Below are 24,360 nucleotides of genomic sequence, written 5' to 3'. Positions count from 1 at the left end.
TGAAATCACCGCATTTTGTTTATTAATTATGCAAAGGTACTGATACCACCTTGGCGCACTTGGGTGGTTTTAGCCGAAACAGTGGCATTGGCTTCACTGATGCCAACTACGCCAACCGACGGATGTGTTGCTTGAATTTGCCCATCACGATGCTGTTGTGAGCCTTGTTGTGAACCATCGGATTGGTGGTTTAAGTTCTCCTGCCCAACAGAACCTTGTGCCAGATGAATGCCACTTTCTTGTAGCGCACTGCGTAGCACTGGCATCATCGACTCCATCGCTGCGCGAACATGGCTATGAGGCGACACAAAATGCATCACCGCTTGGTTATCTTCGATACGTAAATGCACATTGAGTGAACCTAATTCTTCAGGGTGTAAACGAATTTGTGCTTGGGAAACCCCTTGGCGTGAGAAAAACAGCATGTGCTGGCTTAACTGCTGTTGCCATGCTTCACTGCCTAGTTGACTGGTTAAATGCAGGGTTGGCGCTGCTGTTGGCGCATTCATCGCCGCAGCTTGAACCGTTGAGGTCGTTGGCATCATACTGATTGGCTGCGTATTGGTATGGTGCGAGGCGCTGGAGGTAAATGCTCCCGTGTCCGTTTGCAAGGTAAACGCGCCTTTTGCTGTTTGGCTTAACGTTTCGTTCGTTACTGTTTGCATGTTAGCAAGGGGGTCTTTGTCGCTAACTTTTTTGTTCAACGGCATAATGTCTTGAGTTAGGTTTTTTCCACGGACATCTCGTGGGTTATCAAGTGCAAAAAGCGGTTGATCGCGGCGCTCTTCTTTTTCATTCTTAATCACGGTGCCTAAAGCAGGGGCTTCATCTTCACCTGCTAATTGCAATTGCGACCCTTCAAGGTGCTTGCCATCATCAGGTAACACATCATGAGTACCTTGGTTAAGCTGCTGCATGCGCTGGGTAAATGCCCCAAGCGTGGAGTGAGTTTCTGGCGGCGTTAAAGGTTTCGCCGTTAATTGCGCTTGATTGCTTAACGATTGCTTTAAGTTATTGAGCCAAGATTGCTCATTGGCTTCTTTACCTGTTAATAAATCAGCATTCAATGCAGTTTGTACACTATCTGGGCGCAAATTACGGCTAAAGTTCAGTTGCTCTATCGTGTTTTCTGCACTTTTTTGCAAGACACTCGTTGGCTCAGCGTTTTTTTCATTTGCACTGGTCAGTTTATTATCAACAATCTCTTTGTTGACAGATTTTTCGTCGATAGGCGGGGTAACCGTGCTTTCTTTAGGGGCAGGCTGTTGGTTATCCAACACTGCTTGGAAAGGCAGGGCGGGTGCTTGGTTTTCATCAATGCGTGATTCATTTTGTTGCGCGTTATTGTTTTTAGCTGGCGCAAGTGTTGGTACGCTATTGGCGTTGATGTCCATCTATTGTGGTCTCCGTAAAGTCGCGCGTTGAGCAAATTCATCCATTTGCTTTTGCTCTAAGCGATTTTGACGTTGGTATTCAGTTTGTTCAGCGCGTTGAATTAAGGTATCGAATGCATTGACGCGTTGTTGTTTTTCTTGCCAATGGCGGTTGGCATCGTTAACGCGTTGTTCCCATACATTAAGCTGCTGCTGTTGCTGTTCGATGGTCAGCTCTAAAGTGACCAAAAACTGTTGGTAATTCTGCCATTTGTCTGATGCCATCCCGCTGTGTAGCGTTTGGTTTAGCTTTTGTCGGTATTCAGACTGGTAGTTTTCCAACATATGTAGTTGTTGCGCCATTTGCGTGTGTGTTTGGCGCACTTGAGCTAACACTTTTGCGGCCTCTTCAGAGGCTTCCTCAGCTAAGCTGAGTAAAGTTGTCAACGCATTGTTTTTGGCCATTTATCCTCTCATTACTCGTTGGGAACAACTTGCATCAGCTGTTCGCAAGCGGTTTGATAGTCACAACGCTCATCAATATCTTGCTGTAAAAATGCCGACATCCGTGGGTAATACTGAATAGCGGTATCCAACATGGGGTCGCTCCCCATGGCATATGCCCCCACATTGATTAAATCGCGGTTACGTTGATAGCTAGACGTTAACTGTTTAAACCGCTGAATTTTTCGATAATGTTCTTTGGGAATTAATTCGGTCATTGCACGGCTAATAGAGGCTTCAATATCAATAGCAGGGTAATGCCCAGATTCGGCTAAAGAGCGAGAAAGCACGATGTGACCATCAAGGATCGCGCGGGCAGAGTCTGCAATGGGGTCTTGTTGGTCATCCCCTTCGGTCAAGACGGTGTAAAATGCGGTGATTGAACCGCCATTTTTACCGTTCCCCGCACGTTCAACTAGCGCAGGCAGTTTAGCGAAAACAGACGGTGGATAGCCTTTTGTCGCAGGTGGTTCGCCCACGGCAAGGGCAATTTCACGTTGTGCCATACTGTAGCGGGTGAGTGAGTCCATAATCAGCAATACGCTAAGGCCTTGGTCGCGAAAATATTCGGCAATACGCGTGGCATAAGAGGCACCTTGCATACGCAAAAGCGGCGAAACATCCGCAGGTGCAGCAACCACAACGGCACGTTTTAAGCCTTCAACCCCTAAAATATTTTCGATAAAGTCTTTAACTTCACGTCCCCGTTCACCAATTAAACCAACGACGATAATATCGGCTTGAGTAAACCGCGCCATCATACCAAGTAGTACACTTTTACCGACCCCTGATCCAGCAAACAAGCCCATACGCTGCCCGCGCCCAACGGTGAGTAAGGCATTGATTGCGCGAACGCCCACGTCCAGCACACTGCTAATCGGCGTGCGTTCTAATGGGTTGATGGGGGGCGTGATGAGCGGTGCACGGGTTTTCACTTCTAAAGGCCCCTTACCATCAAGGGGAGTGCCTTGGGCATCCAATACACGGCCTAACAGTTCATTACCAATCGGCAGTAAGCGGCTGGTTTGCCCATCCTCACCCGTTGATTGTGCATATACGCGGGCACCAGGGGCTATTCCTTCAAGGTCAGCGAGTGGCATCAGTAGCATGCGAGGGCCATTAAAACCAACCACTTCGCAAACTACCTCATCCGTGCCACCATTGATGGCGCGTTCAATAAAGCAGGTGGCACCAAGTGGCATTTTTATGCCTTCGGCTTCCATCACCAACCCGGTTATTTTGGTTAAACGGCCATAACGGCGCACCATCGGGATCCCTTTCATCCGCGATTCTAAATCGTCAAGCGAGGCAATCCAGCGTCCCAAACGTGCGGTCATGAAAGGCTCTCCGGTGCATATAAACGGCATAACTCTTGCCAACGGGTTGCGACAGTCATATCGATTTCACCATCTTCGGCGACAACACGACAGCCACCTAAGTGCAATTTCGGGTCAGCTACTAAGCGCCAACCGTGTAGGTTTAATAATGAGCCAAGATGCTGCTCTATAAGCTCAAAGTGATTCGGGTTGACGTGCAGCTCAGGTTGACCTGCAAAGATTGGTTTTTGTTGTAGTAAATGGCTGATTTCTTCAAGTAGGGCCGTGCCATCGCAAACGGTGGATTGCCCCAGCACTTGTTTCGCTGCGGTTAAGGCAATTTGCAATAATTTGGTTGTTACCACCGTATCGAAGGTATCGAGGGAGTAATTAAACTCCGACAATAATTTCTGCCAGGTTTCAATAACAGGTTGCTGTAAAGCAAGTGCTTGCTCACGCCCTTGCTCTTCCCCAGCCCGTAAACCTTGTTCAAAACCTGCTTGGTAGCCTTCTTTTTGGCCTTTTTCATAGCCTTGTTGAAACCCAGTGCGTTGGGCGTCTTCTTTAATATTATCCAGTAGGTTAATCTGCTCTAACACTTCTTTGGGCTCAAGACATGGCACTTTGGGTGTGTCAGGCTCAGGGACATCACTTAATGATGGGATAGCGGATGCGTTCAGCTCCCATTGATTAAGTTCACGTAATTTCCATGGCTGCCATTGGTCATGAGTCGGTTTTGTTTTAGACATACACGTCGTCTCCACCACCGATGGCGATTTCGCCTTTCTCGACTAAGCGGCGAACAATAAGTAGGATAGCTTTTTGCTCGTTTTCCACTTGGGACATACGCACTGGTGAGCGGGATTCCAAATCGTCGCGAACAATTTCCGCTGCACGCGCTGCCATATTGTTGAGGAAGTGGTCGCGCAGAGCTTGGTTGCTGCCTTTGAGGGCAATAACCAGCGAGTCGGTAGACACTTCTTGCAAAATACGTTGAATGCTGCGGTTGTCCACTTCGATAAGGTTTTCGAACAGGAACATTTCATCAATGATACGTTGTGCCAGTTCGCCATCGTAATCACGCATTGCATCGATAACGCTTTCTTCTTGCTGGCTCTTCATCAGGTTGATAATTTCGGCAGCCGTTCTTATGCCACCCATTTTGCTGCGTTTGAGGTTTTGTCCATCCAGCAAATTGTTTAACACTTCGGTCAGCTCGGCAAGTGCTGCAGGTTGTACGCCACCGAAAGTCGCGATACGCAGCATAATATCGTTGCGTTGGCGTTCTTCGAACAACTCCAAAACATCGGCAGCCAGGTTGCGTTTTAAGTGAACCAAAATCGTGGCGATAATCTGTGGATGTTCATCACGGATAATATCAGCAACGGTTTGTGGCTCCATATAGTTGAGGCTTTCGATACCTGAGGTGGTTTCTTGTTTTTCAAAGATATCTTCAAGCAGGCTCGCAGCACGCTCTTCACCTAGCGCCTTGATAAGGACAGAGCGTAGGTAGTCATTGGTGTTAATGTTCAGCGCCGCAAATTGAATTGCCGACTCTTCAAACTCGGTGAGGACTTCCGCCAGTTCGTTATTGGAGATCTGGCGCATGTTAGACACCGCCATACTCAGCTGCTGAACTTCTTTTGGATTCAGGTGTTTAAATACTTCTGCAGCCTGATCTTCGCCGAGTGTCATTAACATCACGGCGCTTTTTTCTGTTCCACTTAAACTCATTACGCTTTTCCTAACCACTGACGGATAACCATTGCCACGATTTGTGGGTCTTTTTCGGCCATTTCGCGAATACGTTGACTTTGGATTTCAGCGCTAACACGTTGGCGAGTGAGACGGCGGCGAGTTTGCTCATCCATGTCTTCGTTAATTTCTTCGTCTACCACAAGTGGTGTTTTCATCTGCGTTGCTACAAACATTTCTGCATCAGTTTGAGCTTGTTGCGTTTTACGGTATTTAACCCATTGCGGTTTGATACCAAAACGCCACATAAACCAAGCAATTAGGGCAATAAGCAGAATTTTGCCGTAATCCAGCAACTGGGCGATAAATTGCGGGCTTTCCAGTAACGACGGTTCAACTTCAACTGGCGTGTCATTCGTAAATAACGAGTTGGTGATATTTAACGAGTCGCCACGTGCAGTGGAGTAGCCCATTGCTTCACGAGTTAATGCTTCAATTTGCTGCATCATCTCAGGCGGCAATGGCTTCATTTCTGTGCCATTTTCACCTTCTTGTGAATGGTAATTGACGATAACTGCGACCGAGAGCCTATCGACTACGCCAATTTGCCGTTGGGTATGACTAATTTTGCGATCCACCTCGTAATTGGTCGTTTCATCGCTTTGCGAGTTAGTCGTGTTATTACGGTTATTGGTGGTTTGCTGTGCGTCTTTATTGTCTTTATTTGTTTCAATTGGTGCAGTTGGTGCACTAACGGGTTGGTTTGATAACGCGCCTGGTACGCCACCTGTTCCGCCATTGTTATTTTGCATACTTTGGCTGTTTTGGCGGGAACGGATAGCGGCGCTATTTGCTGCTTGGTTTGGTTTATATTCTTCTGAGGTTTGTTCTACCTTGGAGAAATCCATTTGTGCGGTGACTTGTGCATGAATATTTGCACGACCCACTAATGGAGAAAGAATATCTTCAATGCGCTGTTTAAGATGGGATTCCATCTCTTTGGTCATTTTAATTTGCGCACTGTTAGCGGATTGCTGGCTGTTATCGTTATTGGTGAGTAAGCGACCCGCTTGGTCAACAATAATGACATTTGTTGCTGTTAGCCCAGTGACACTGCTCGACACCATATGGACGATAGCGCTAATTTGCCCTTCATCAAGCATTCGGCCAGGCAATAAACCTACGGTGACTGAGGCGGTAGGCAATTTTTGCTCACGCACAAATAAGGTAGGTTTAGGGATAGCTAAATGCACTCGTGCACTTTGGACAGGGCTGAGTGACTCAATTGTGCGCGATAACTCACCTTCCAGCGCACGCTGGTAGTTAATTTGTTCGCTAAACTGGCTAATACCAAACTGTTCTTTATCCAACAGTTCGAAACCTGTGTTCCCCCCTTTGGGCAAGCCTGATTGGGCCAGCTTTAATCGTAACTCATGCACTTTATCGGCAGGTACTAAAATGGCGCTACCATTATCGGCGATTTGATAAGGGACGTTCATCTGCGTTAGCTGACCAACAATGTCGCCACCATCCTTAGCACTTAAGTTGCTAAGCAGGACACGGTAGTCGGGGCTACGTAACCAGAGCAGGAGGGCAACGATAATTGCGATGGCAGCAGCGGCTGCAATCATTAGCGGTATTTTAGGATCGGCTTTAATGCGGTCAACCATTGAGGCAAACCCTTTTTTAGCCTCTCCTGTGTCTTTAGATGCGGCACTCATAAATATTCCCTGCTTGGCAGACTACTAGACGGATGAAAATACTTTTGGTGAAACAATGTTATTTCCCTCTTCGTAACGTCACTTTTTCACTTTGCTATTATTTCTTGTCTTGGGGCAATCTAATGACGGAATCAGCCTATAAATTTGGTGTTATTTATCGGCTTCAAGTTAAAAAGGGTGTGGTAGGGTAAGCTCGACGAATGAATTAGTGGTACATATTCACTATATTGAGAAGAGAACATCATGACAGTTCAAGCCATTGAAGGGGTTATTTCACAATTAAATGTGGTGGCGACGCAAGCGACTAACCCAATAAAACCTACTATTGAGCCAGTGGGCTTTGCGGATCACCTTGTTGCATCCGTTAACCAAATCAATAAAACACGCAATGATTCTGCGAAGCAAATTGAAGATTTTACCCTTGGGAAGCAAGATATTTCCCTAAATGATGTGATGGTGGATATGCAAAAAGCCAGTCTAAGTCTGCAAATGGGTATTCAAGTGCGAAATAAACTGGTTGCGGCGTATCAAGAGATTATGTCAATGCCAGTGTGAGTTATTTATCTATTTGAATATTATAAATTAATGGTCTTATCGTGGCGTGTTAGTAGCAACGATAAGGCATTTTTATTCAAAATAATAATGGGCTTGAGTGACTTTGAGTTATCCAGCGATCAAATATCATAATTCCACTTTGACGATACCCATCTTATTTATACGCTAATAAAGGCTGTAAGATAACCTGCAAATAACGCCAAATATGTCTAATTTGTTGTCCTATTCATATGAAGATAGCCAATAAAAATGTGTAAAAAAAGTGCCATTGAAAACTTGAAATATTCGCTGTGAGCCTTATATAAATAATGCACCAAGCTAAAGCATGACGCCACACTAGGTTGATGGTGCAAGGTTATATAGGTTTAGTTTACGATATAGAATATTGAAGGAGCGTTTATGTCTAACATTCGATCTTTTTCATTATTTCCAACATTATCAGATAACTTGCTTTCAAATAGGTTTGATCAAATAGACAGATTGTTTAGCCAATTAACAGGTAATCGGCCGTTAACTTCAGAGCATCCTTATAATTTAAAACAAATAGACGATACGCACTATCAATTAACAGTGAGTGTGCCAGGTTATAAGGAAGATGACTTAACGGTGTCCATGAAAGGTGGGAAATTGTGCATACAAGGTGAGCAATCCACTGAATTAAACAATGACTCAGAAAAATGGATCCATAAAGGAATTACGCAAAACACGTTCTCCCTTGAGTTTAATTTAGGTAAAAATGTGAAAATTGAATCTGCTGAATTATCGGGTGGGTTATTAGCATTAGATATTGAATATGAAATTCCAGAGGAAGAAAAAACGCAAGTCATCGCGATTGAAAATAAAGATATAAAATCATAGTGTTACTAATTTTAGCCCGCCAGAAATGGCGGGTTTTTTATGTCTAAAATGAGGATGGAAATTGTGTTCTATTAGGCGCGATTTTTAATGGAATTACCCATGGGTTTGCGGGCAGGGTGTAAAATAAAATTGCAATTATGTTTTATGTGTGGCTTAATGTCGTCACTGGTTTGGAAGTACAGGCCTATTTATGCTAGTCAGTTTAAAGTTGTTCACCATTAAGCGTTATCTCAGATACCCCTTCATTGCGAATTCCTTCTAATTAATTCCATAAGTACCAATAAACAACCAAACGAACACATGCCTTATGGCAATTAAAAAAATTAAAGGAAATTCTATGTCTAATACAATGACTGGTTCAGTAAAATGGTTTAACGATGATAAAGGTTTTGGTTTTATTACTCCTGCAGATGGCAGCAAAGATGTGTTTGTTCACTTCTCTGCAATCCAGAGTGATAACTTTAAATCTTTAGCTGAAGGCCAACAAGTTTCATTTTCTATCGAAAATGGCGCAAAAGGCCCAGCAGCTGCAAACGTAATTGCACTGTAAAAATTAATAAAAATCTATTTAGGTTTAATTATTCACACTTTTGTAAAAGTGCGATAAAACCTTAGGCTTATTAATAGCCAATTAGAATATTATTTAAAACCTCGCACTGCGAGGTTTTGTTGTATATAAGGCTGACTAAATGTATTTATTATAAGCATTATTGTCATCGAACTAGGAATTATTTCATTAATGTATTGGCATTAGGGATTTAAGTAAATCAGCTTGCAGGCTCCCTAAAAAGTGAACTGACGCCATAAAACTAGACAATAACTTAATCTGCCTTTAAGGACTGAATTCTGTATATGACAGGGCTCAGTCCGTTTAATTTTGTCTTAGTTTAATTATGGTTATAGGAAAATAGTTAATAAAAGAAGCCAGATCGGGTTAATTCACCAATTCCTGTGATAATAAACTGCACTCCCATACAAACTAATAAAAATCCCATTATTCTTGATATTGCATCGATGCCACTTGTTCCAAAAAATTTCATTATCATATTTGAGCTTTTCAAACAGGCCCAAAGAATAATAGAGAATAAGAAAAAAACTAATGGTGGAGCAACTAAAACAACCCAATGAGGGTATTCACTTTCATTTGTGATGACAGATGAGGCCATACTGATGATCATTGCAATTGTCCCTGGCCCCGCAGTACTTGGCATAGCTAAAGGAACGAAAGCAATACTAGAGGTGTTATCTAATATCTTTGCTTCATCATTATTTTTATTGGCTTCAACAACGGGAAATAGCATTCTAAAGCCAATATAAGCGACAATAAAACCGCCTGCGATCCTTAACCCTGGAATACTAACACCAAACGTATTCATAATCGCTTGGCCTGAATACCATGAAACAAGCATAATAAAAAAAACATAAATCGGCGTTGTATTTATGGTTTTCTTACGAGCATCAATCGTCATTCCACCCGATAAGCCAAGAAATAATGCAACAGTTGTTAATGGGTTAGACAAGGGTAATAATACGGCGAGCCCAATACCAATTGCAGTTAATAATTCAAACATGTCAACTTCCTATGTAATTAGAGCAAGAAATTAAGAATTTTATGACTATATTTTAAGCTAATATCATCGTTTGATTTATCCTCTAAATTTATTGAGAAAAGAATCGAACTCTTATCTTTACCTATAGAAACACTATGAATAAGATGAAAAATTTTATTTTTGGCATCATGTGACTTAGCTAATTGGTAGAGACTAATTAAGGACAATAAAACATAAAGCTTATTAATGTGCTTAGGGTTAGAAATAGCACTAATATTCAATAGTATCGTATTTTTTAATTTATCTGAATTAAGGTCTTTAGATGTCATGCTACTAATTTTTTGCAACATAAAATTCATTTTACGTGACTCGATTTGCTGAGCACTACTCAGTGGAATGATATATAGCATCAATATCACAATGATAATGGAAAAAATAAGTGCAATTGAGGTGTTAGCAAAGTAAGAAAAATCAAAATCCATTGGATTGGTAAAATTAATGAGAAATATCATGGAAATGCATACGACATGAGAGAGCAAAAAGGCGAGTTTACCTACGGATTTTAAAACACCAAGAATTAAAAATATTGGTGCCATGATCATTACAGCTTGAAAATAACTAGATGCTTGAATTAAAAAGTAAAACTTCAATATGTAGCTAATAATAATCACTAGAATGGCAACGACTAATATAATAAAGGCGAGTTTATTTGCATTGGGGATAGTCACGCCAAATGTAAATGAAATACTTACTAATACAGGGAGTATATAACCATATTCCCAACCTGTGTTTAGCCAAAATAATACGCTAATAACCAGACTGATCACTAGCCTAAGTGTATTTAAAAAAGCATCTTTCCAATCAAAAAAATAATAGAAACTGCTATCAGATAAATCATTCTCTTGCTTTTTAAAGTCTAAAAATTGTTTGTAGCTAGTGTATTTTAAAAAGTGCTTATCAACCATGCCCATGATAGAGAAAACGATAAGCATAGGTAACTGTTTCGCTTTATGCTTTGCTGTTTTAAACGATAAAAAATGGCTTTCATATTGACTTGTTTCATCATAACTAATGCTATTTTCTAATACATTTTTTAAGCTTGTATGAATTTTATCATTTCTTTGTTTGAACAGGTTTGATAATAACTGTTTTTTTTCTGTTTGTATTTTTTTATCAATTAATTTTGTTTGAGGTATATTCGACTGATTAGGCAGTAAGTAGGTTATAAAAGTGTACACGACAATCCCTATCATCACTTCCATTAACCGTTCTTGAGATAAGTTAAAAATTGTCATTGGTAATGGAAATACTGACGTACCGAAAGCAATGATTGCGGAGGTGTAACCCGATAACGAAAACAGATATGGCATCATATAACGCGAAATTAATGTCATAAAAAGACATATCGATAACCAAATAATGATTAATGCAGTAAAAATCCAATGATCGTTAATACTGATATTGGCAATGAGAGTAACAGCAATGACACCAATAACACTACCCGATAGCCTTGCAGCCATTTTAGCTAAGCTTAGCGATGGGTCTGGATAGCCAATAATAGCAACGGTCATCATCGACCAATATGGCTTATCAAAACCAAAATAAGAGGATAAAAACCAAGCAAGTAAAATAGCTAATGTATACTTGATTGCAAATAACCAGTTTAATTTCATTGCTTACTCTTCAATAAATACAGTGCAAGTTGTTCCTGGGATCAAAGATATATTTTGACTATTTTTCAGCGATATTTTGACTGGTACACGTTGCGCTAGCCTAACCCAAGGGTAATTGGGCTGCACATTTTCTAATAGTTGGTTACCTGTTGATGAGTTATTATCATCAATTGCACGGCCGATACTTTGTACTTTTCCGCTTAATTCATTGTTATTGCTATATAGCTGTATTTTTGCATTGTCTCCTATAACCACATTTGTCATTTTAGTTTCTTCCAAATAGGCGATAACATAGTAGGAGTCTTTATCTACAATTGCGAATAAAGGCGAGCCAGCATTAATATAATTACCCGTTCTAAGGTTTAAGTTCGTGATAAAGCCATTTACGGGGGAGGTTATTTGCGTTCTTGAAAGATCAAGTTTTGCTTTGTTTATCTTTACTTTTGCCAATTCTATTTTTTGGGTCAGACTCGCTAGCCGAGACTGAGCATCTTCAAGCTCTTCTTTTGAAATGGCGACTTGGTTTAGTTTTGTACGCCTAGCGAGTTGGTTTTTTGCAAAGTTATGTTGAATAACCAGTTCGTTGAGTTCGAGTTCAGATTGGCGAACTTTAATTTCGTAATCTGTCGGGTCTATAATTAATAACAAATCACCTTTTTTAACTTCTTGGTTATCAATGATTAAAAGATTATCAATTTTACCTGAAACCTCAGCGGTCACTTGGTTGATCTCAGCTCTTATCCTGCCATCACGAGTCCACGGGCTTAGTGCATAATGGTTCCATAGTAAATAAATAGAGGAAATAATGATGAACAAAGAGAGAATGATGATTAAATATTTTCTGATATTCATTTTTACCAACTACGAATTAATAATGAAGTGTATGCATAAAATACATAAAAATAACATAGAGATATCAAATAGGTTCCCTGCATATTCATATTTGCTCATTAAATTTATATAAATAGTCCTAAAGATTAGCCATGAAAAGAACCCTAGAAAAAATACGAGTATGATCCCTGGTATAAAAACAGTTCCCCCTAAAATAAGATCTTTCATCGGTTATTCCACCATACAATGTATGTAATATTTCGTTGTACTGATATTTAGTAACTTGATATTTTTAATCTGAGACCTATTAAAATAACATGGGTTGTTATATCACTATATTATTCTAATGTGTAGTTGTATCGCATTAATAGTTAATTGATTGATATAACATACCATTAATTTATCTGGCGTTAGCGCTGTGGACTTAATGTGGAACATTAAACTTTTACATGCTATTCATAGCCATGTAATATACTATTTTTATAGGTTTTTTCCTTTATGAACAAGTTATTATCTATCTAAAACGTCGTTTTAACTACTTTTAAAATCAGGTAATTCAAATACTTTTTGAGTAACTAATATGGTTTTTATTATTTTAATGTGGTTTTTAATTGTTTTTGAATAACTACATCTTTATTTTTGTATGATGATTGAAACTGTATTATTAAAACAATAAACAGATTACAGTTGTCTTTATACAATTTATTTGGATTTAATGTTTTACCATTCTCATGTTGTGAGAGTGGGTATGCGAAATAATTAATAATAGACAAAAACCAACAGAGTTTCTTTTTTGAAAAAATCAAACAACTTTGAGTATGAAAAGTTAAATGATATGTTGTTATTGAGGTTTTATCTAATTGAAATATAAGAGTATAGTTTCAATGGTAGATTGCATGAGATAAATCGAAAAATAATCTAGCTTTTCTAATTCATTATCTAAACTTAAAAGGCTTAAATGTAAATTGACACTTGGGTCTGGCCTCAAGCTAACAATAAGAATTAAGGGGAATAGAATGGATGAGCAATATGACGTGGTGATTATTGGCAGTGGTCACAATGGCCTCGTTGCTGGAGCAAAGCTTGCGCACAAAGGGCTTAAAGTTGTTGTATTAGAGAGTGAAGAGACAATAGGCGGGGCGGCTCGTACCGCTGAAATTACGCAGCCTGGTTTCCACCATGATTTGTATGCAACCAATATCGGGTTATTTTTAGGATCACCGTTTTACCAAGAATATCAAAGTGAACTGCATAAAAATGGTTTTGATATCGTGACCAGTGACCGCCCTTACTCCAATGTATTTCCAGATGGCGATGGGATAGGTGTTTACCAAGACCGAGCTAAAACCGATGCGATGTTTCGCAAATATTCTCCGCAAGATGCAGACAGCTTTTGGGCGTTACTCAGTTATTTTCAAAAAACCGTTGGGCATTTTGCACCATTAATGCAAATGGAGTTGCCATCTTTTAAAGCAGCTAAGCAGTTGTTTTCCATGGTTAGACATTTAGGCATGGGGGAATCGCTTAATTTGGCGCAATTAATTCTTAAATCCACACGGCAATTTTCAGAAGACTATTTTACGCATCCAAAAACTCGCGCATTATTTATTCCTTGGGCTTTTCACCTTGATTATGGGCCTGATGTAACAGGTGGAGCAACATTTTCATTTTTAGAAAGCTTAAGTGACCATCTTAATGGACTTTCCATTAGCCGTGGTGGCGTGGGAAATTTAATGCACAGTATTGCCAGAATTATTGAAAATCATGGCGGGAAAGTGCTGACTCAAAAAGAGGTCACTGAAATTATTATCGAAAATGGTAAAGCGATCGGGGTGAAAACCACATCGGGTCAAACTTTTGGTGCGAAAAAAGCGGTTATTGGTAATATTACACCAACACAAATCGTTAACTCGCTGATCAAAGAGCAGCACTTACCGAGCAATTATATTCAAAAAGCGAAGCGTTATCGTTATGGTGCGGGTACGATGATGTTGCACTTTGCATTGGATAAACCCCTTGAATGGAATGCAGGGGAAGATTTTTCTAACTTTGGTTATGTACATATTGGCCCGTATACAGACGATATTTCCGCAACCTTTGACCAAGCCCAAAGGGGGATTTTGCCCGATAGCCCAATGCTGGTGGTGGGGCAACAAAGTCGTAGTGACAGAACGCGTGCACCAGAAGGAAAAGAAACTTTGTGGGTACAAGTCAGAGCACTGCCATTTGCACCGACGGCGGATTCCCGAAATGAAATTGCCATGGGGGAATGGGGCTCAATGAAGCAGCAATATGCCGAACGTGTGATTGATAAAATTGCGGATTATGCGCCGAATATCAAACAGAATATCCTTGATTATGCAGTGTTATCCCCAGCAGATCTCATGCGGCATAACCGTAACTTGGTGAATGGTGACAGTGTATCGGGCAGCCATCAACTCAGTCAAAACTATCTTTTTAGGCCTTTCCCTGGGCATTCACGATATAAAACGCCGATTAAAAACTTGTGGATGATCGGTGCTGCGACGTGGCCAGGTGCTGGGCTTAATGCCATTTCGGGCTATTTGGTGGCAGACCATATTTTAAAGTAAAGCATTGAACTTCACTAAAATTATCGTGGGCCTGATTAGGTTCACGATAAAATTCCCTTTATAATAATGCTCACTAAGACGCGCGGGTGGAGCCCACGATGAACCGAAATGAATTGATCGCGTATATTCAAAATAATTATGGTGTTATCCCTGAGTACCCATGGGCAAGAGCCCCCACATTTGCGACCTTTAAACACGGCAATAACGGAAAATGGTTTGCGGTAATTATGGATATTGCTGCAAAAAAAGTAGTCGAAGGTGGAGGAGAGGAAAAAATTGATATCGTGAATGTCAAGGTACCGCCCGAGTTAGTGGGCTCATTGCGGTTACAAAAAGGGATTTACCCCGCCTACCATATGAATAAAGAACATTGGGTGACCGTGAAGCTAGGGGCGGAGGTAAATGCTGCAGAGCTGATGTCCTTGGTGAATGAAAGCTACCGTCTGACCACCTAATTTATGGTTTATCAAACTTTACAGCATGTTAATAAAGTTGATTGAATGGCCTTTATTTGCTTCCAAAACAAAGTCATTAAAGGGTTTGCTTTGTTTTTTAACGTGCTCAATATCCCCAATAATGAGCGTATGAATGGCGTAATTTGTTAGTTTTTGCAGTAATTCCCCCGCATAGCCTGAGGAGAGTGTAAAAAACGCAGGGGCTAGCTCATCAACGGGTAATGCAATTGTTTTTATCCCTTCAGTCAATGATGCATCCATCACTAAATTAAGTAAGCCATTAATTTGCGTTGGTAGATTTTGAAAAATAAGAGCAGGGCTTTCGTTGATGGTCACAATTTGGTAATTCATGTGTTCTTCCTTAATTTAAGTCAAATGATACAATTTCTTAAGGTTATAACTGGTTTTTATTAAAAATGATCACAAAAAAGGCGATTTGTCACTAATAGCTGTTGTGCGCAGCAAATTAAATCGTAAGATCTCTAAACTTCCTTTATAGATAGAAAACTAGCATGCTTTCTCATTATATATCTCAAGCCCTAGTGGCTAAGAATTGCACATTAATTGTTAACCAACAACAGCAAGATAGTTTATCTGAAGTGTTTATTAAAACTCGCCAATGGCAATTTGCGGATGGGGTCGTACTTTTATGCACAGAGGAAATTGAAATAGCGGAATTTACCTGTGATAGTCAATGCCCTGAGCGCTGGATTATCTGGCAATTAGTCGAAGAGAATGGTCTGAAAATATTCCCAAAAAGAAAAGAGTTTTTTAATATTTGCCAACAAAACTTTTGGTTGAAAATGAAAACGTAGTGTCGGTTCTAAAAAAGAAGAATTTCATTGGTAACTATATTATTTTTATGGTTTTTTTCTTGCTCATAAACGAGAAATATCGAATAATCGCCAGCCCTAGTAAGATTTTATTTTTAGCCAAACTATTATTTATATTAAGTCAATCTAATCTTTCCATTATTTAACTCTTAATTGGCGTACAGATAAATCTGAATTTAACTAATAATGATGTGAATAGTTTCATATGAAATTATTTATTGAGTAGTTAGATAAGCTTACTTAATCAAAAAATGAATCTTATATTCATTTTTTATCATTTCGTTAACAATATTTACTTCATTTTCTTCGTTTAGCTATGTAAGCTTACTTAGTCGTTATTCTAATTAATTATTAATAAAATCATTATGTTATATATTGTTGTTATACGAATTTAAGGTACTATCAATCTTGTTTGAAATTCCCTTGGTTTTATTTATTCTTTTATGCCGCCTAAAAGCGGCTTTTTTTGTCACTTTTCAGCCAGCCACATTCCACTTTTCTTCATGGAAAAACCAAACACTATACCAATTAGTAATGATTGAATGGTGATCAGCCATGCCCCCTGCGCAGCAAAAATGGTGCAGGTACCGACAAAGGTTCCAGGGATGTATGACAACCACTGTTTTTTTGCTTGAATGCACATAAAAAAGGCCACAAATCCTGTGACGAAATAGCCGATAAAGCTCGGCAAGTTTTGCAAATAGCTACCGCCATGTAAGATAACTAATCCCCACACAACACCGCTGCTAACGGTTAGTGCGGTAATACCAAGGCCTTTGATGCCATCTTTCGGGTAGGCAAAGTAAGCCGTACAGCCCAGAAATCCTGCCCAGCCAATTAAGCCAAGTAAATCAGCGACCCATGCCCAAAGGCCCGAGAGAATTGCAGTAGTTAACGAAAGACAAAAAAGTAATTTCACAATAGCGACTTCAAATTAGGGTTAATCAATTTCAGAGAACCTTAGGCGGTTGCTTATGGTTACTCAGTGCAGCATTGTTATGCTTAATAAAAACAAATATCTTGTTGTCTCGATTCAGCTTTTGAGCTGATTAAATCAGAAACACGCATGTTTTTAATGAAGGTTTGCGTTAACATATTAATAAATCAAGATTATTTGGGTTATCAATAGAGATGAGAGCAAACAAAGGCAAGCATTGTATCCAGCTGATCCCCTGGTTGCAATTTGTATCTGCGGTTATTTCTCTGAATTCACAACCTAGATCAACTGCAATCGTTTACCTGTGTTTTCACAAAGAAAAAGTATGAAAGCGTCCCCATTAAGGCGTATTTGCAAATGGTATATTTACTTTGCATTGCTAATGCCCTTGAATATATTTTAAATAGAGGATGGCTAAGCCTGCGTAACCCTATTACACAGCGTAGGCGGCATCCTCTATTTTCTTTACCACTTTAACGTACTTTGAGACTTTGGTAGAAGAAAATACGTATTGTATTTACCCAGCTTACCAGCCGACAGCAACACCGCATTAATTACTGGGTTATTTGCGTTATTTCACGCAATAGAACTACGTAGGTTTACATTTTGCCTAACTGGGTATTGCACTCCAGCGGCAAGTACTTTGCCGTCTTGATAACGGCCGATACCAACCCTGCACTGAATCGGCTATTTAGGGAATAGGGGATATTACTCATTGCCGCGATAGAGGCAATGCCAGAGTTAGCTTGTTTGGTGGTTTTATTTATTTCCTGTTTTATTTGTTATCGTTTGAATATGTGTCATCGTCTGAATGACACCAGCATGCTATAGGCTTTTGGCTTAAATGATAAATCGCTTATACAAAGCTGTTTATTCGGGATATTGGCAGTGGGATAGTTTAACTCCAGTGTTATTTAAACAGGTGATGAGAAATTGTTAGCGATAGATAATTGTAAAATGATTAATTGCTTAAATGACACTTTTTGCATATTTTAGGTGAAGTTTGTTAAATAACATGGTATTTTTCTGCCAAGCCGCATTGTACCTTGTTTTTACACGAAATTTTAAATTGCTTGGTCAGGCATTGTGGCGAAAAAACCGCCAAGGTGCGAGTAAGGTTAAATCACAATGTCATTTTTTGCCTATTTTTGGCAAATGAAAAAGTTGATAATGTTTTCCATACTTATTTATTAAGCCATTCATTAGAAAAAGGTGTGCAAGCCTATCTCCTCTTAACGTGTTTAACGCGCGGTGTTGGGGTGCTTGCTTATGCAACTTTGTTCGTTTAGATAATTTGGCTGAGCAATAGATTCAATTATTAAGAATAAAGACTGAATTAATAGGATTTGAATTATGGCAGTAAGAGAAATTATTGAAATTCCCGATGAAAGACTGCGCATTAAATGCAGCCCTGTGACGGATTTCGCCGCGGTACAAACGTTAATCGATGATCTAATCGATACCATGTACAGCACTGATAATGGCATTGGCCTTGCTGCTACGCAAATTGCTGAAACCAAATCCATTATGGTGATTGATATTTCGGAAAACCGTGATGAACCGATGGTGTTTGTCAACCCTGAAATCGTCGAAAGCGAAGGGGAAACCAGTTACCAAGAAGGGTGCTTGTCAGTGCCTGAAATCTACGCGGATGTCGACCGTTTCTTACGTGTGAAAGTGAAAGCGTTTGATAGACACGGTAAAGAATTTGAGGTGGACAGCGATGAGTTTTTAGCCATCGTGATGCAACATGAAATCGACCACTTGCACGGTAAAGTGTTTCTCGACCACTTATCCACGTTAAAACGCAATATGCTGCTTAAAAAGCTGAAAAAACAGCAACGTTTAAAACAGCAGCAATAGTCATTGGAAGAGGCGTGTCAGGTTTGTTGGCCTGACACACAAATTTTATTCCCTAGGGCGAATAACCAACGGGGCGTCAGTCTCATCGAATTGCCCATAGCTGTTATTGAGCACCCGTTTTTGGTCTAATTGCTTAATTTCTTTGCTTAAAAAGTTTAAATGCTGTTGTAAATATTCTTTAGTCACACGTTCATTTTCAATAATTTTATGCAATAACTGAATAAATTCCTCAGTGATTGGCTGCTGTTCTTCGAACGCTTGCGTTAACGCGGTGAGGTTTTCCACCGCCAGGACGTACTCCGTTTCGCGGGAGACCAGTGTCTCCCATTCCCCAGATTGCGCTAAGGCAACTAAATTTTCACTTAATACTAAGACATTACGGTATATTTCTTGTAAATCGATAGGATTTTTATTGTCCACCTGATTATCTTTCATCCACATTTGCACCGATTTGTTGCCATGCAGAGGCGATATCGGAGAGTAACTGGTAAACTTCTTGGACATAAGCCACGTTGTTTTCGAGGTTGGCACGGAGTAGCTGCATTGTCATATACTCATACAAACTTGCTAAATTTTCCGCAAGTTCGCCGCCAGCTTCATAATTTAACGACTGCTTTAACCCAGTGTCAATGATGTCGATAGCTTTTGAGATTTCTTTACCTTTTTCAGCCACCTTCCCTTGCTGCATAAAAATCTCCCCGCGTTTCAGGGCACTTAGCGCCCCTTTAAACAGGATTTGGATCAGCTGGTACGGGGTCGCATTGGTGATTTCACTCTCCAAATCGACTTGTTGGTAGGCTTGCTGTGCGTGTCGTTGATACATATTTTTTAACCTAAAAGTCGGCCTAATGAATTACTGGTGCTGTTGAGCGACGTCATCATTTTATCGAGGTTTTGGAATTGGCGACGGTACATATCCATGGTGTTTTCGATTTGCTTATTGGTCTGCTCAATACGTTTATCTAAACTTTTCTTTTTCTTTTGGATACCATCGGTGGCATTGTGCAGTGTGCCTTCTTTGCTGTCTAAGGTGTCTTTTAAGTAGTTAAAGTTTTCGGTGCCAAACCCCGTTTCTTTTCCGTCCCCAGCAAAAAACACTTTGACGCTAGATGGGTTTTCTTTCAGGACTTTATCCAGCACTTTATTATCGATTTCTAAGGTGCCATCCAGTTTTTGCTTAATACCCATTTTGCCAAGTGTATCAATTTCACCGCTAGCTTGTGGGACGCGAACTTGCGTGCGCAGGGTACTTTGGATCATGCGTAAAGTAGAATCACCAATCAGCGGGCCATTGGTTTTATCGGGCGCAGTCCCTTTTTCTGTTGGTGTGTACTTAGTCAGCTCGCGAGCTAAATTTTGGAATTCATTATAGGCATCTACCCACGCTTTAATTTTGCCTTTAGCGGGCTCGATATCTTCAGAAACGATTAAATGGTCGGCTTTACCTTCTTCGCTTTCTTTTTTCAGGGTGAGGGTTAAACCGGGAAATAAATCTTTGGCTTCATTGGTTTGTGATTCTAATTGGAAACCATCAATCTCTAGCAATGCGGTTTGTGGGGCAACTTTTTGCACCATGCCGCTGGTATCAGCATTTTTTATGGTGACAACCCCTTTATCATCCATCACAGACTCAACATTCAGGATGTCAGCCAGTTTGTCATCCCCATCCACATTTATGCTAATGCGGTTTTCAGAACCTTCTTTTTTGGACGTCACAACAAGGTGATAAATATTGTCTTTATCTTTAATCACCGATGCGGAAACGCCTTTATCGGTTTTATTGATAGCATCGGCAATTTCAATCAATGAAGTGTGTTCGTTATCCAGTTTGATAACGATTTTATCTTTATCTTCTTTTTGCGAGGGTTGGGTAATAGTGATTGTGCGTTCTTTATCGCCATTACCCAGCAACTCTTTATTACTATTATTGGGTGTGCCTTTAGTGGCGATGGTTTGCGCTTTCGCTAAACGTTCAACGGTGACATCATGTACACCTGCGACAGCTTTACCGTCCGTTTTTACATCAAAGGCTTTATATTCGCCATTCACTTTGGTGGTGCTGATATCGCCGTATTTTTTTAAATCTTCCGCGGCTTTTTTCAGTTTTTCTAAGGACGACTGCATTTTACCAAAGGCGCTAATTTGCGCGTCATAACTGGCTTTTTGGGTGGTTAATGGCTCTAAACGACGGCGCTCCATCGATTCTAATTGGTCCATTTGTACGTTTAAATCTAAGTTTGACCCGATACCGAGTGTGGATATTCCTGCCATGTTTTCTCCTACGCTATGTCAGCGACATAAATCTTGAATATAAAAACTATTTAGACTGATATCGGCCAAAGGGAGGAAAATTTTAGACTATTCTGAAAAACAACGATGGCGGGAAGTAACGGGGTAAATCTAGGTATTTATCCTTATTAGGGGTAAATAACTCGAAAATTGATAAAAATAAAATAATTCCAAGCAAAATAATAAAGTAAAAAGCGGCTTCCCGTGCAGGTTTTGCCGTTATTGATGAAATTTTTATTCAAAAAGCCTAAAGGGGTTTTGGTTACAGCCGATAAACATATTGCTGACGAAAATCACTCAGTTAAGCGCATAGGCTTAACTTATTAATTTGAATAACAAGGACATTACCATGGCACAAGTTATTAACACTAACATTCTGTCTCTGACTACTCAGAACAATTTAAACCGTTCACAAGGCGTATTAGGTTCTGCAATTGAACGTTTATCTTCAGGTTCACGTATCAACAGCGCTAAAGACGATGCAGCAGGCCAAGCGATTGCTAACCGTTTTACGGCAAACGTTAAAGGTTTAACCCAAGCTTCTCGTAATGCCAATGACGGTATTTCTATCGCACAAACTGCGGAAGGCGCAGTTAACGAAATCAACGATAACTTACAACGTATTCGTGAACTGACTGTTCAAGCGAAAAACGGTACTAACTCATCAAGTGATATTGCTTCTATCCAAGCGGAAGTTAAAGATCGCATGGATGAAATAACTCGTATTTCTGACCAAACTCAGTTCAATGGAATCAATGTATTAGCATCAGAAAATAAAATGAGTTTTCAGGTTGGTGCAAATGATAAAGAAAGTATCGAATTAGATATGAAGAAAATCAACCTAGAAGAATTAGGTATTGATAAGTTTAAAGTTGGCAAGGGTGATATCTTATCTGATATGGATAAATTAGATGCAACCACTGGCGATGCTGACGAAAAGGCTGCTGCTGCTGCGCAAATCAAGGAACTAACAGGTAATGCAACATTTACTATAGTTGATGCTGGAACAGACGTTACTTTCCATAAAGGTGAGAACGGTCAAATTTATGCCAAAAAAGATGATGCATACTATAAAGTAGCACAATCAGATTTCAAGGCTAATGGCACGACAGCGACAACGGCTGATTTTACCTTGAACGCTAAAGCTGAAGTAAAATTAGATCCTAAAACAGCAGAAGAAGCAAAGGCTGATTTTGATAAGCAATTATCTACTTTAGATGATGCGTTAACGACGGTAGACACTTACCGCTCTAAACTTGGTGCATTCCAAAACCGTATGCAGTCTACCATCAACAACCTGAACAACTCTGTTAACAACCTGAGCGCAGCACGTAGCCGTATTCAAGATGCTGACTTCGCAACAGAAGTTTCTAACATGAGCCGTGGTCAAATTCTGCAACAAGCAGGTACTGCTGTGTTAGCACAAGCTAACCAAGTTCCACAAGGTGTTCTGAGCCTGTTACGTTAATTCGTAATTGGTTAATGATACTGAAGGCCAGCATTGCTGGCCTTTTCTTTGCCTGTCATATTTTGCACTACAAGGGTGTTGCCGTCAGTCAGTCACCCGAATCACGTACTTATGTACGCTCATCGGGATAACCGCCTTCGTCGCCTAGCCGCAACACGAGTTATTTAGGGCTCGCTGTAGTATTTCAGTTAAACTCCGCATACGTTTTAGTGTTAATTTTGGCACAGGCGTAAATTAATATATTTGATAACAGAATAAAAATAATAATAACGAGAGGGGTGTTAACCAGAAAACCAGACTCATAAACATAGGGTAGGGCGATTCCGCCAAATATATCCCCTGTTAAAAATGCGGTTTGTATTAAACCAAAAATATGTTCGGCATTCCCTTTGCGGGCAATCTCCATCTCAACCAAATTAATTAATAGTGAGCAAACGGTTCTAAACATATACATGGCAATAACCGAGATGGCGAAAACAATCGGGGAGCTAAATTTTATCGACCAAAACATGCCATAGAGCATCAGCATGCATAAACCAGAAAAAACGAGTAATGAGATAGGTTTATCTTTGTCAGAAAAAATAAACATAAAAAGGTTCTTGAGTACTAACCCAGAAATAACGCCTAATGACATCACAAGGCCAACATTCGCATCTGAAAAATGCATGTTTTTTAAATACACAGGAATAATGGGAAAGATCAGTGCCCAACTGGCGCCACTGATAATAAATGCAATAAATAAAATTAAATCTGCTTTACTGAGAAAAGGAAAAAATGAAATGCCTTTTGGGGAACCTTTTTTCACTAATGGTTTCTCAGTTTTTGGTATTTTTAATGAAGGAATGGCTACTATGGCGATTAATACCATGACCCCGCTAATCAATAAGGCGGAACGATATGGAGTTTGATCGATAATTGATAAAATCGTCACTAGCCCTCCTGCAATAAAAGCCCCAAGGCTTTGTGCAACTGTGCTTAAATTATCGGTGTGTAGCAGGACTTTATTTTGTTCCTGTTTATCAATATTAAAAATTAGTGATTTTAGCGCAATAGCGATAATACTCGCACCCATCCCTGCCATCAAACCTGAAGTCACGGCGATAGCCATCCCTGTGGGATAGGCTCTAAGAACAAGGCCACACCCATACAGGAAAAAGCCCACAATTAAACCAGTCTTAGTACCAAATCGGGATAGCCCTTTGGCATAAAATAGTGAGCACGCCCCCGCAACCGCCATCATTACGTATGAAATTGAAAATAACTTCAATTGCGCCTGCTGTTCCCAATAGATGGGCTGCAATGTTTTGGATATCCACATTGGGAAAAGAAAGAAAAAATAAAAGAAATATATTTTGTATGCCATTTTTATTCTTAACGGTTTAAGTTAAAATTTAAAGTTAATTATTTCATAAAGGTCATACTTGATTTTTTAATTAAACTCATCTGCCGTTGCATTGGTGAATGTAAAAATACATTATGTAAATTAAATCTGTCAAATAGTAATTTTTTACCTTGTTAGCCTGAATAATTTCAATGTTTAATTAATATTAAATAGATTTAAGAATTATATTTTTTATATAATCTATTAGTCCGATTATTTTCATTGTCATTACTTCCCATAGCAAATGCTATGTTTACCTTGGTTATGATGCATAGCGCCAAGCGCGCTTGTTGTTTACCAATAGCTTCATTTGTTTTAAGGGGGTTAACCCAGCTTACAGCTAATAGCAAAGTCTAAAGCCAAAACCTGCAATTTAATGAAAAAGCTACCTTTTAACAAAACAACCACTCCCACTTGTATTACCCATCAAATCTCTTGAAAGTTGTGTTAAAACAACCATTAACCTC

General features: G+C 39.8%; 23 protein-coding genes. 8 read left to right on the top strand and 15 right to left on the bottom strand.

The features are described from left to right. Positions 1-26: 26 nt before the first annotated feature. From ACE2AL_RS13260 to fliF, 6 genes are read right to left on the bottom strand one after another with little or no spacing between them, the layout of a single operon-like run. Entirely contained in the window at positions 27-1,394 is a 1,368-nt protein-coding gene (locus ACE2AL_RS13260) for a flagellar hook-length control protein FliK (RefSeq protein ID WP_375083586.1), read from the bottom strand. Continuing rightward, positions 1,395-1,838 (bottom strand): flagellar export protein FliJ, encoded by a 444-nt coding sequence (gene fliJ / locus ACE2AL_RS13255; RefSeq protein ID WP_047756920.1) that lies wholly within the window; start codon positions 1,836-1,838, stop codon positions 1,395-1,397. 11 nt (positions 1,839-1,849) lie between these two features. Further along, the gene (fliI, locus tag ACE2AL_RS13250; RefSeq protein WP_206083869.1) at positions 1,850-3,214 is read right to left on the bottom strand and encodes a flagellar protein export ATPase FliI; all 1,365 of its coding nucleotides are present in this window, start codon (positions 3,212-3,214) and stop codon (positions 1,850-1,852) included. Beyond that, positions 3,211-3,942, bottom strand: coding sequence for a flagellar assembly protein FliH (gene fliH, locus ACE2AL_RS13245; protein ID WP_206083870.1), 732 nt, complete (start codon positions 3,940-3,942; stop codon positions 3,211-3,213). Before fliH ends, fliI begins: the two co-directional genes overlap by 4 nt. After that, positions 3,935-4,927 (bottom strand): flagellar motor switch protein FliG, encoded by a 993-nt coding sequence (gene fliG, locus ACE2AL_RS13240; protein ID WP_206083871.1) that lies wholly within the window; start codon positions 4,925-4,927, stop codon positions 3,935-3,937. The genes fliH and fliG overlap by 8 nt, the downstream gene beginning before the upstream one ends. Continuing rightward, complete coding sequence (gene fliF / locus ACE2AL_RS13235; protein ID WP_375083585.1) at positions 4,927-6,609, bottom strand: flagellar basal-body MS-ring/collar protein FliF; 1,683 nt, start codon at positions 6,607-6,609, stop codon at positions 4,927-4,929. Before fliF ends, fliG begins: the two co-directional genes overlap by 1 nt. Before the next feature lie 243 nt (positions 6,610-6,852). Here fliF and fliE point away from each other — a divergent pair, with 243 nt between their 5' ends. From fliE to ACE2AL_RS13220, 3 genes are all read left to right on the top strand, one after another. After that, on the top strand, positions 6,853-7,164 hold the full coding sequence (gene fliE / locus ACE2AL_RS13230; RefSeq protein WP_206083873.1) for a flagellar hook-basal body complex protein FliE: 312 nt from the start codon (positions 6,853-6,855) through the stop codon (positions 7,162-7,164). A gap of 399 nt (positions 7,165-7,563) precedes the next feature. Further along, positions 7,564-8,022 carry an Hsp20 family protein gene (locus ACE2AL_RS13225; protein ID WP_349415256.1) on the top strand — a complete coding sequence of 153 codons (459 nt, stop codon included), beginning with the start codon at positions 7,564-7,566 and terminating at the stop codon, positions 8,020-8,022. 337 nt (positions 8,023-8,359) lie between these two features. After that, entirely contained in the window at positions 8,360-8,572 is a 213-nt protein-coding gene (locus ACE2AL_RS13220; protein ID WP_206083875.1) for a cold shock domain-containing protein, read from the top strand. A 361-nt stretch (positions 8,573-8,933) separates the two neighbouring features. On the opposite strand, the gene ACE2AL_RS13215 is transcribed toward ACE2AL_RS13220, so the two are convergent. The 3 genes from ACE2AL_RS13215 to ACE2AL_RS13205 are packed head-to-tail and all read right to left on the bottom strand — an operon-like array spanning position 8,934 to position 12,097. After that, positions 8,934-9,593: a MarC family NAAT transporter gene (locus ACE2AL_RS13215; RefSeq protein WP_206083876.1), complete on the bottom strand. Its 660-nt coding sequence runs from the start codon at positions 9,591-9,593 to the stop codon at positions 8,934-8,936. Between the two features lie 17 nt (positions 9,594-9,610). After that, on the bottom strand, positions 9,611-11,245 hold the full coding sequence (locus ACE2AL_RS13210) for an FUSC family protein (protein ID WP_353168276.1): 1,635 nt from the start codon (positions 11,243-11,245) through the stop codon (positions 9,611-9,613). Between the two features lie 3 nt (positions 11,246-11,248). Beyond that, positions 11,249-12,097, bottom strand: coding sequence for an efflux RND transporter periplasmic adaptor subunit (locus tag ACE2AL_RS13205; RefSeq protein WP_375083584.1), 849 nt, complete (start codon positions 12,095-12,097; stop codon positions 11,249-11,251). A 995-nt stretch (positions 12,098-13,092) separates the two neighbouring features. Between ACE2AL_RS13205 and ACE2AL_RS13200 the strand changes: the two genes are divergently transcribed. Both ACE2AL_RS13200 and ACE2AL_RS13195 read left to right on the top strand, forming a co-directional pair. After that, positions 13,093-14,667 carry an NAD(P)/FAD-dependent oxidoreductase gene (locus ACE2AL_RS13200; protein ID WP_272538672.1) on the top strand — a complete coding sequence of 525 codons (1,575 nt, stop codon included), beginning with the start codon at positions 13,093-13,095 and terminating at the stop codon, positions 14,665-14,667. A gap of 98 nt (positions 14,668-14,765) precedes the next feature. After that, a complete protein-coding gene (locus ACE2AL_RS13195; RefSeq protein WP_272573699.1) occupies positions 14,766-15,122 on the top strand; it encodes an MmcQ/YjbR family DNA-binding protein in 357 nt (118 codons plus the stop codon). Positions 15,123-15,140: 18 nt separating this feature from the next. Here ACE2AL_RS13195 and ACE2AL_RS13190 read toward each other — a convergent pair whose 3' ends face one another. Next, a complete protein-coding gene (locus ACE2AL_RS13190; protein ID WP_375083583.1) occupies positions 15,141-15,473 on the bottom strand; it encodes a DUF4180 domain-containing protein in 333 nt (110 codons plus the stop codon). A 161-nt stretch (positions 15,474-15,634) separates the two neighbouring features. Here ACE2AL_RS13190 and ACE2AL_RS13185 point away from each other — a divergent pair, with 161 nt between their 5' ends. Then, complete coding sequence (locus ACE2AL_RS13185; RefSeq protein ID WP_349415251.1) at positions 15,635-15,937, top strand: hypothetical protein; 303 nt, start codon at positions 15,635-15,637, stop codon at positions 15,935-15,937. A gap of 487 nt (positions 15,938-16,424) precedes the next feature. On the opposite strand, the gene ACE2AL_RS13180 is transcribed toward ACE2AL_RS13185, so the two are convergent. Beyond that, complete coding sequence (locus ACE2AL_RS13180) at positions 16,425-16,874, bottom strand: DUF1097 domain-containing protein (protein ID WP_375083582.1); 450 nt, start codon at positions 16,872-16,874, stop codon at positions 16,425-16,427. A 1,371-nt stretch (positions 16,875-18,245) separates the two neighbouring features. Between ACE2AL_RS13180 and def the strand changes: the two genes are divergently transcribed. Further along, a complete protein-coding gene (gene def, locus ACE2AL_RS13175; protein ID WP_206083884.1) occupies positions 18,246-18,755 on the top strand; it encodes a peptide deformylase in 510 nt (169 codons plus the stop codon). 45 nt (positions 18,756-18,800) lie between these two features. Here the strand turns inward: def and fliT are convergent, their stop codons facing one another. From fliT to fliD, 3 genes are read right to left on the bottom strand one after another with little or no spacing between them, the layout of a single operon-like run. Next, positions 18,801-19,190: a flagellar protein FliT gene (gene fliT, locus ACE2AL_RS13170; RefSeq protein WP_206083885.1), complete on the bottom strand. Its 390-nt coding sequence runs from the start codon at positions 19,188-19,190 to the stop codon at positions 18,801-18,803. Beyond that, positions 19,180-19,578: a flagellar export chaperone FliS gene (gene fliS / locus ACE2AL_RS13165; protein WP_004909969.1), complete on the bottom strand. Its 399-nt coding sequence runs from the start codon at positions 19,576-19,578 to the stop codon at positions 19,180-19,182. The genes fliT and fliS overlap by 11 nt, the downstream gene beginning before the upstream one ends. Positions 19,579-19,583: 5 nt before the next feature. After that, complete coding sequence (gene fliD, locus ACE2AL_RS13160; RefSeq protein WP_375083581.1) at positions 19,584-21,026, bottom strand: flagellar filament capping protein FliD; 1,443 nt, start codon at positions 21,024-21,026, stop codon at positions 19,584-19,586. Between the two features lie 367 nt (positions 21,027-21,393). Between fliD and ACE2AL_RS13155 the strand changes: the two genes are divergently transcribed. Next, positions 21,394-22,512: a FliC/FljB family flagellin gene (locus tag ACE2AL_RS13155; RefSeq protein WP_375083580.1), complete on the top strand. Its 1,119-nt coding sequence runs from the start codon at positions 21,394-21,396 to the stop codon at positions 22,510-22,512. Positions 22,513-22,696: 184 nt separating this feature from the next. Here the strand turns inward: ACE2AL_RS13155 and ACE2AL_RS13150 are convergent, their stop codons facing one another. After that, a complete protein-coding gene (locus ACE2AL_RS13150) occupies positions 22,697-23,875 on the bottom strand; it encodes an MFS transporter (RefSeq protein ID WP_375083579.1) in 1,179 nt (392 codons plus the stop codon). Positions 23,876-24,360 lie beyond the last annotated feature (485 nt).

Origin of the sequence: Providencia xihuensis (genome assembly GCF_041953405.1) — a bacterium.
Taxonomy (GTDB): Bacteria; Pseudomonadota; Gammaproteobacteria; order Enterobacterales; family Enterobacteriaceae; genus Providencia; species Providencia vermicola.
The sequence above is the reverse complement of the archived record's forward strand: the minus strand, read 5'-3'. Positions and strand labels throughout refer to the sequence as shown.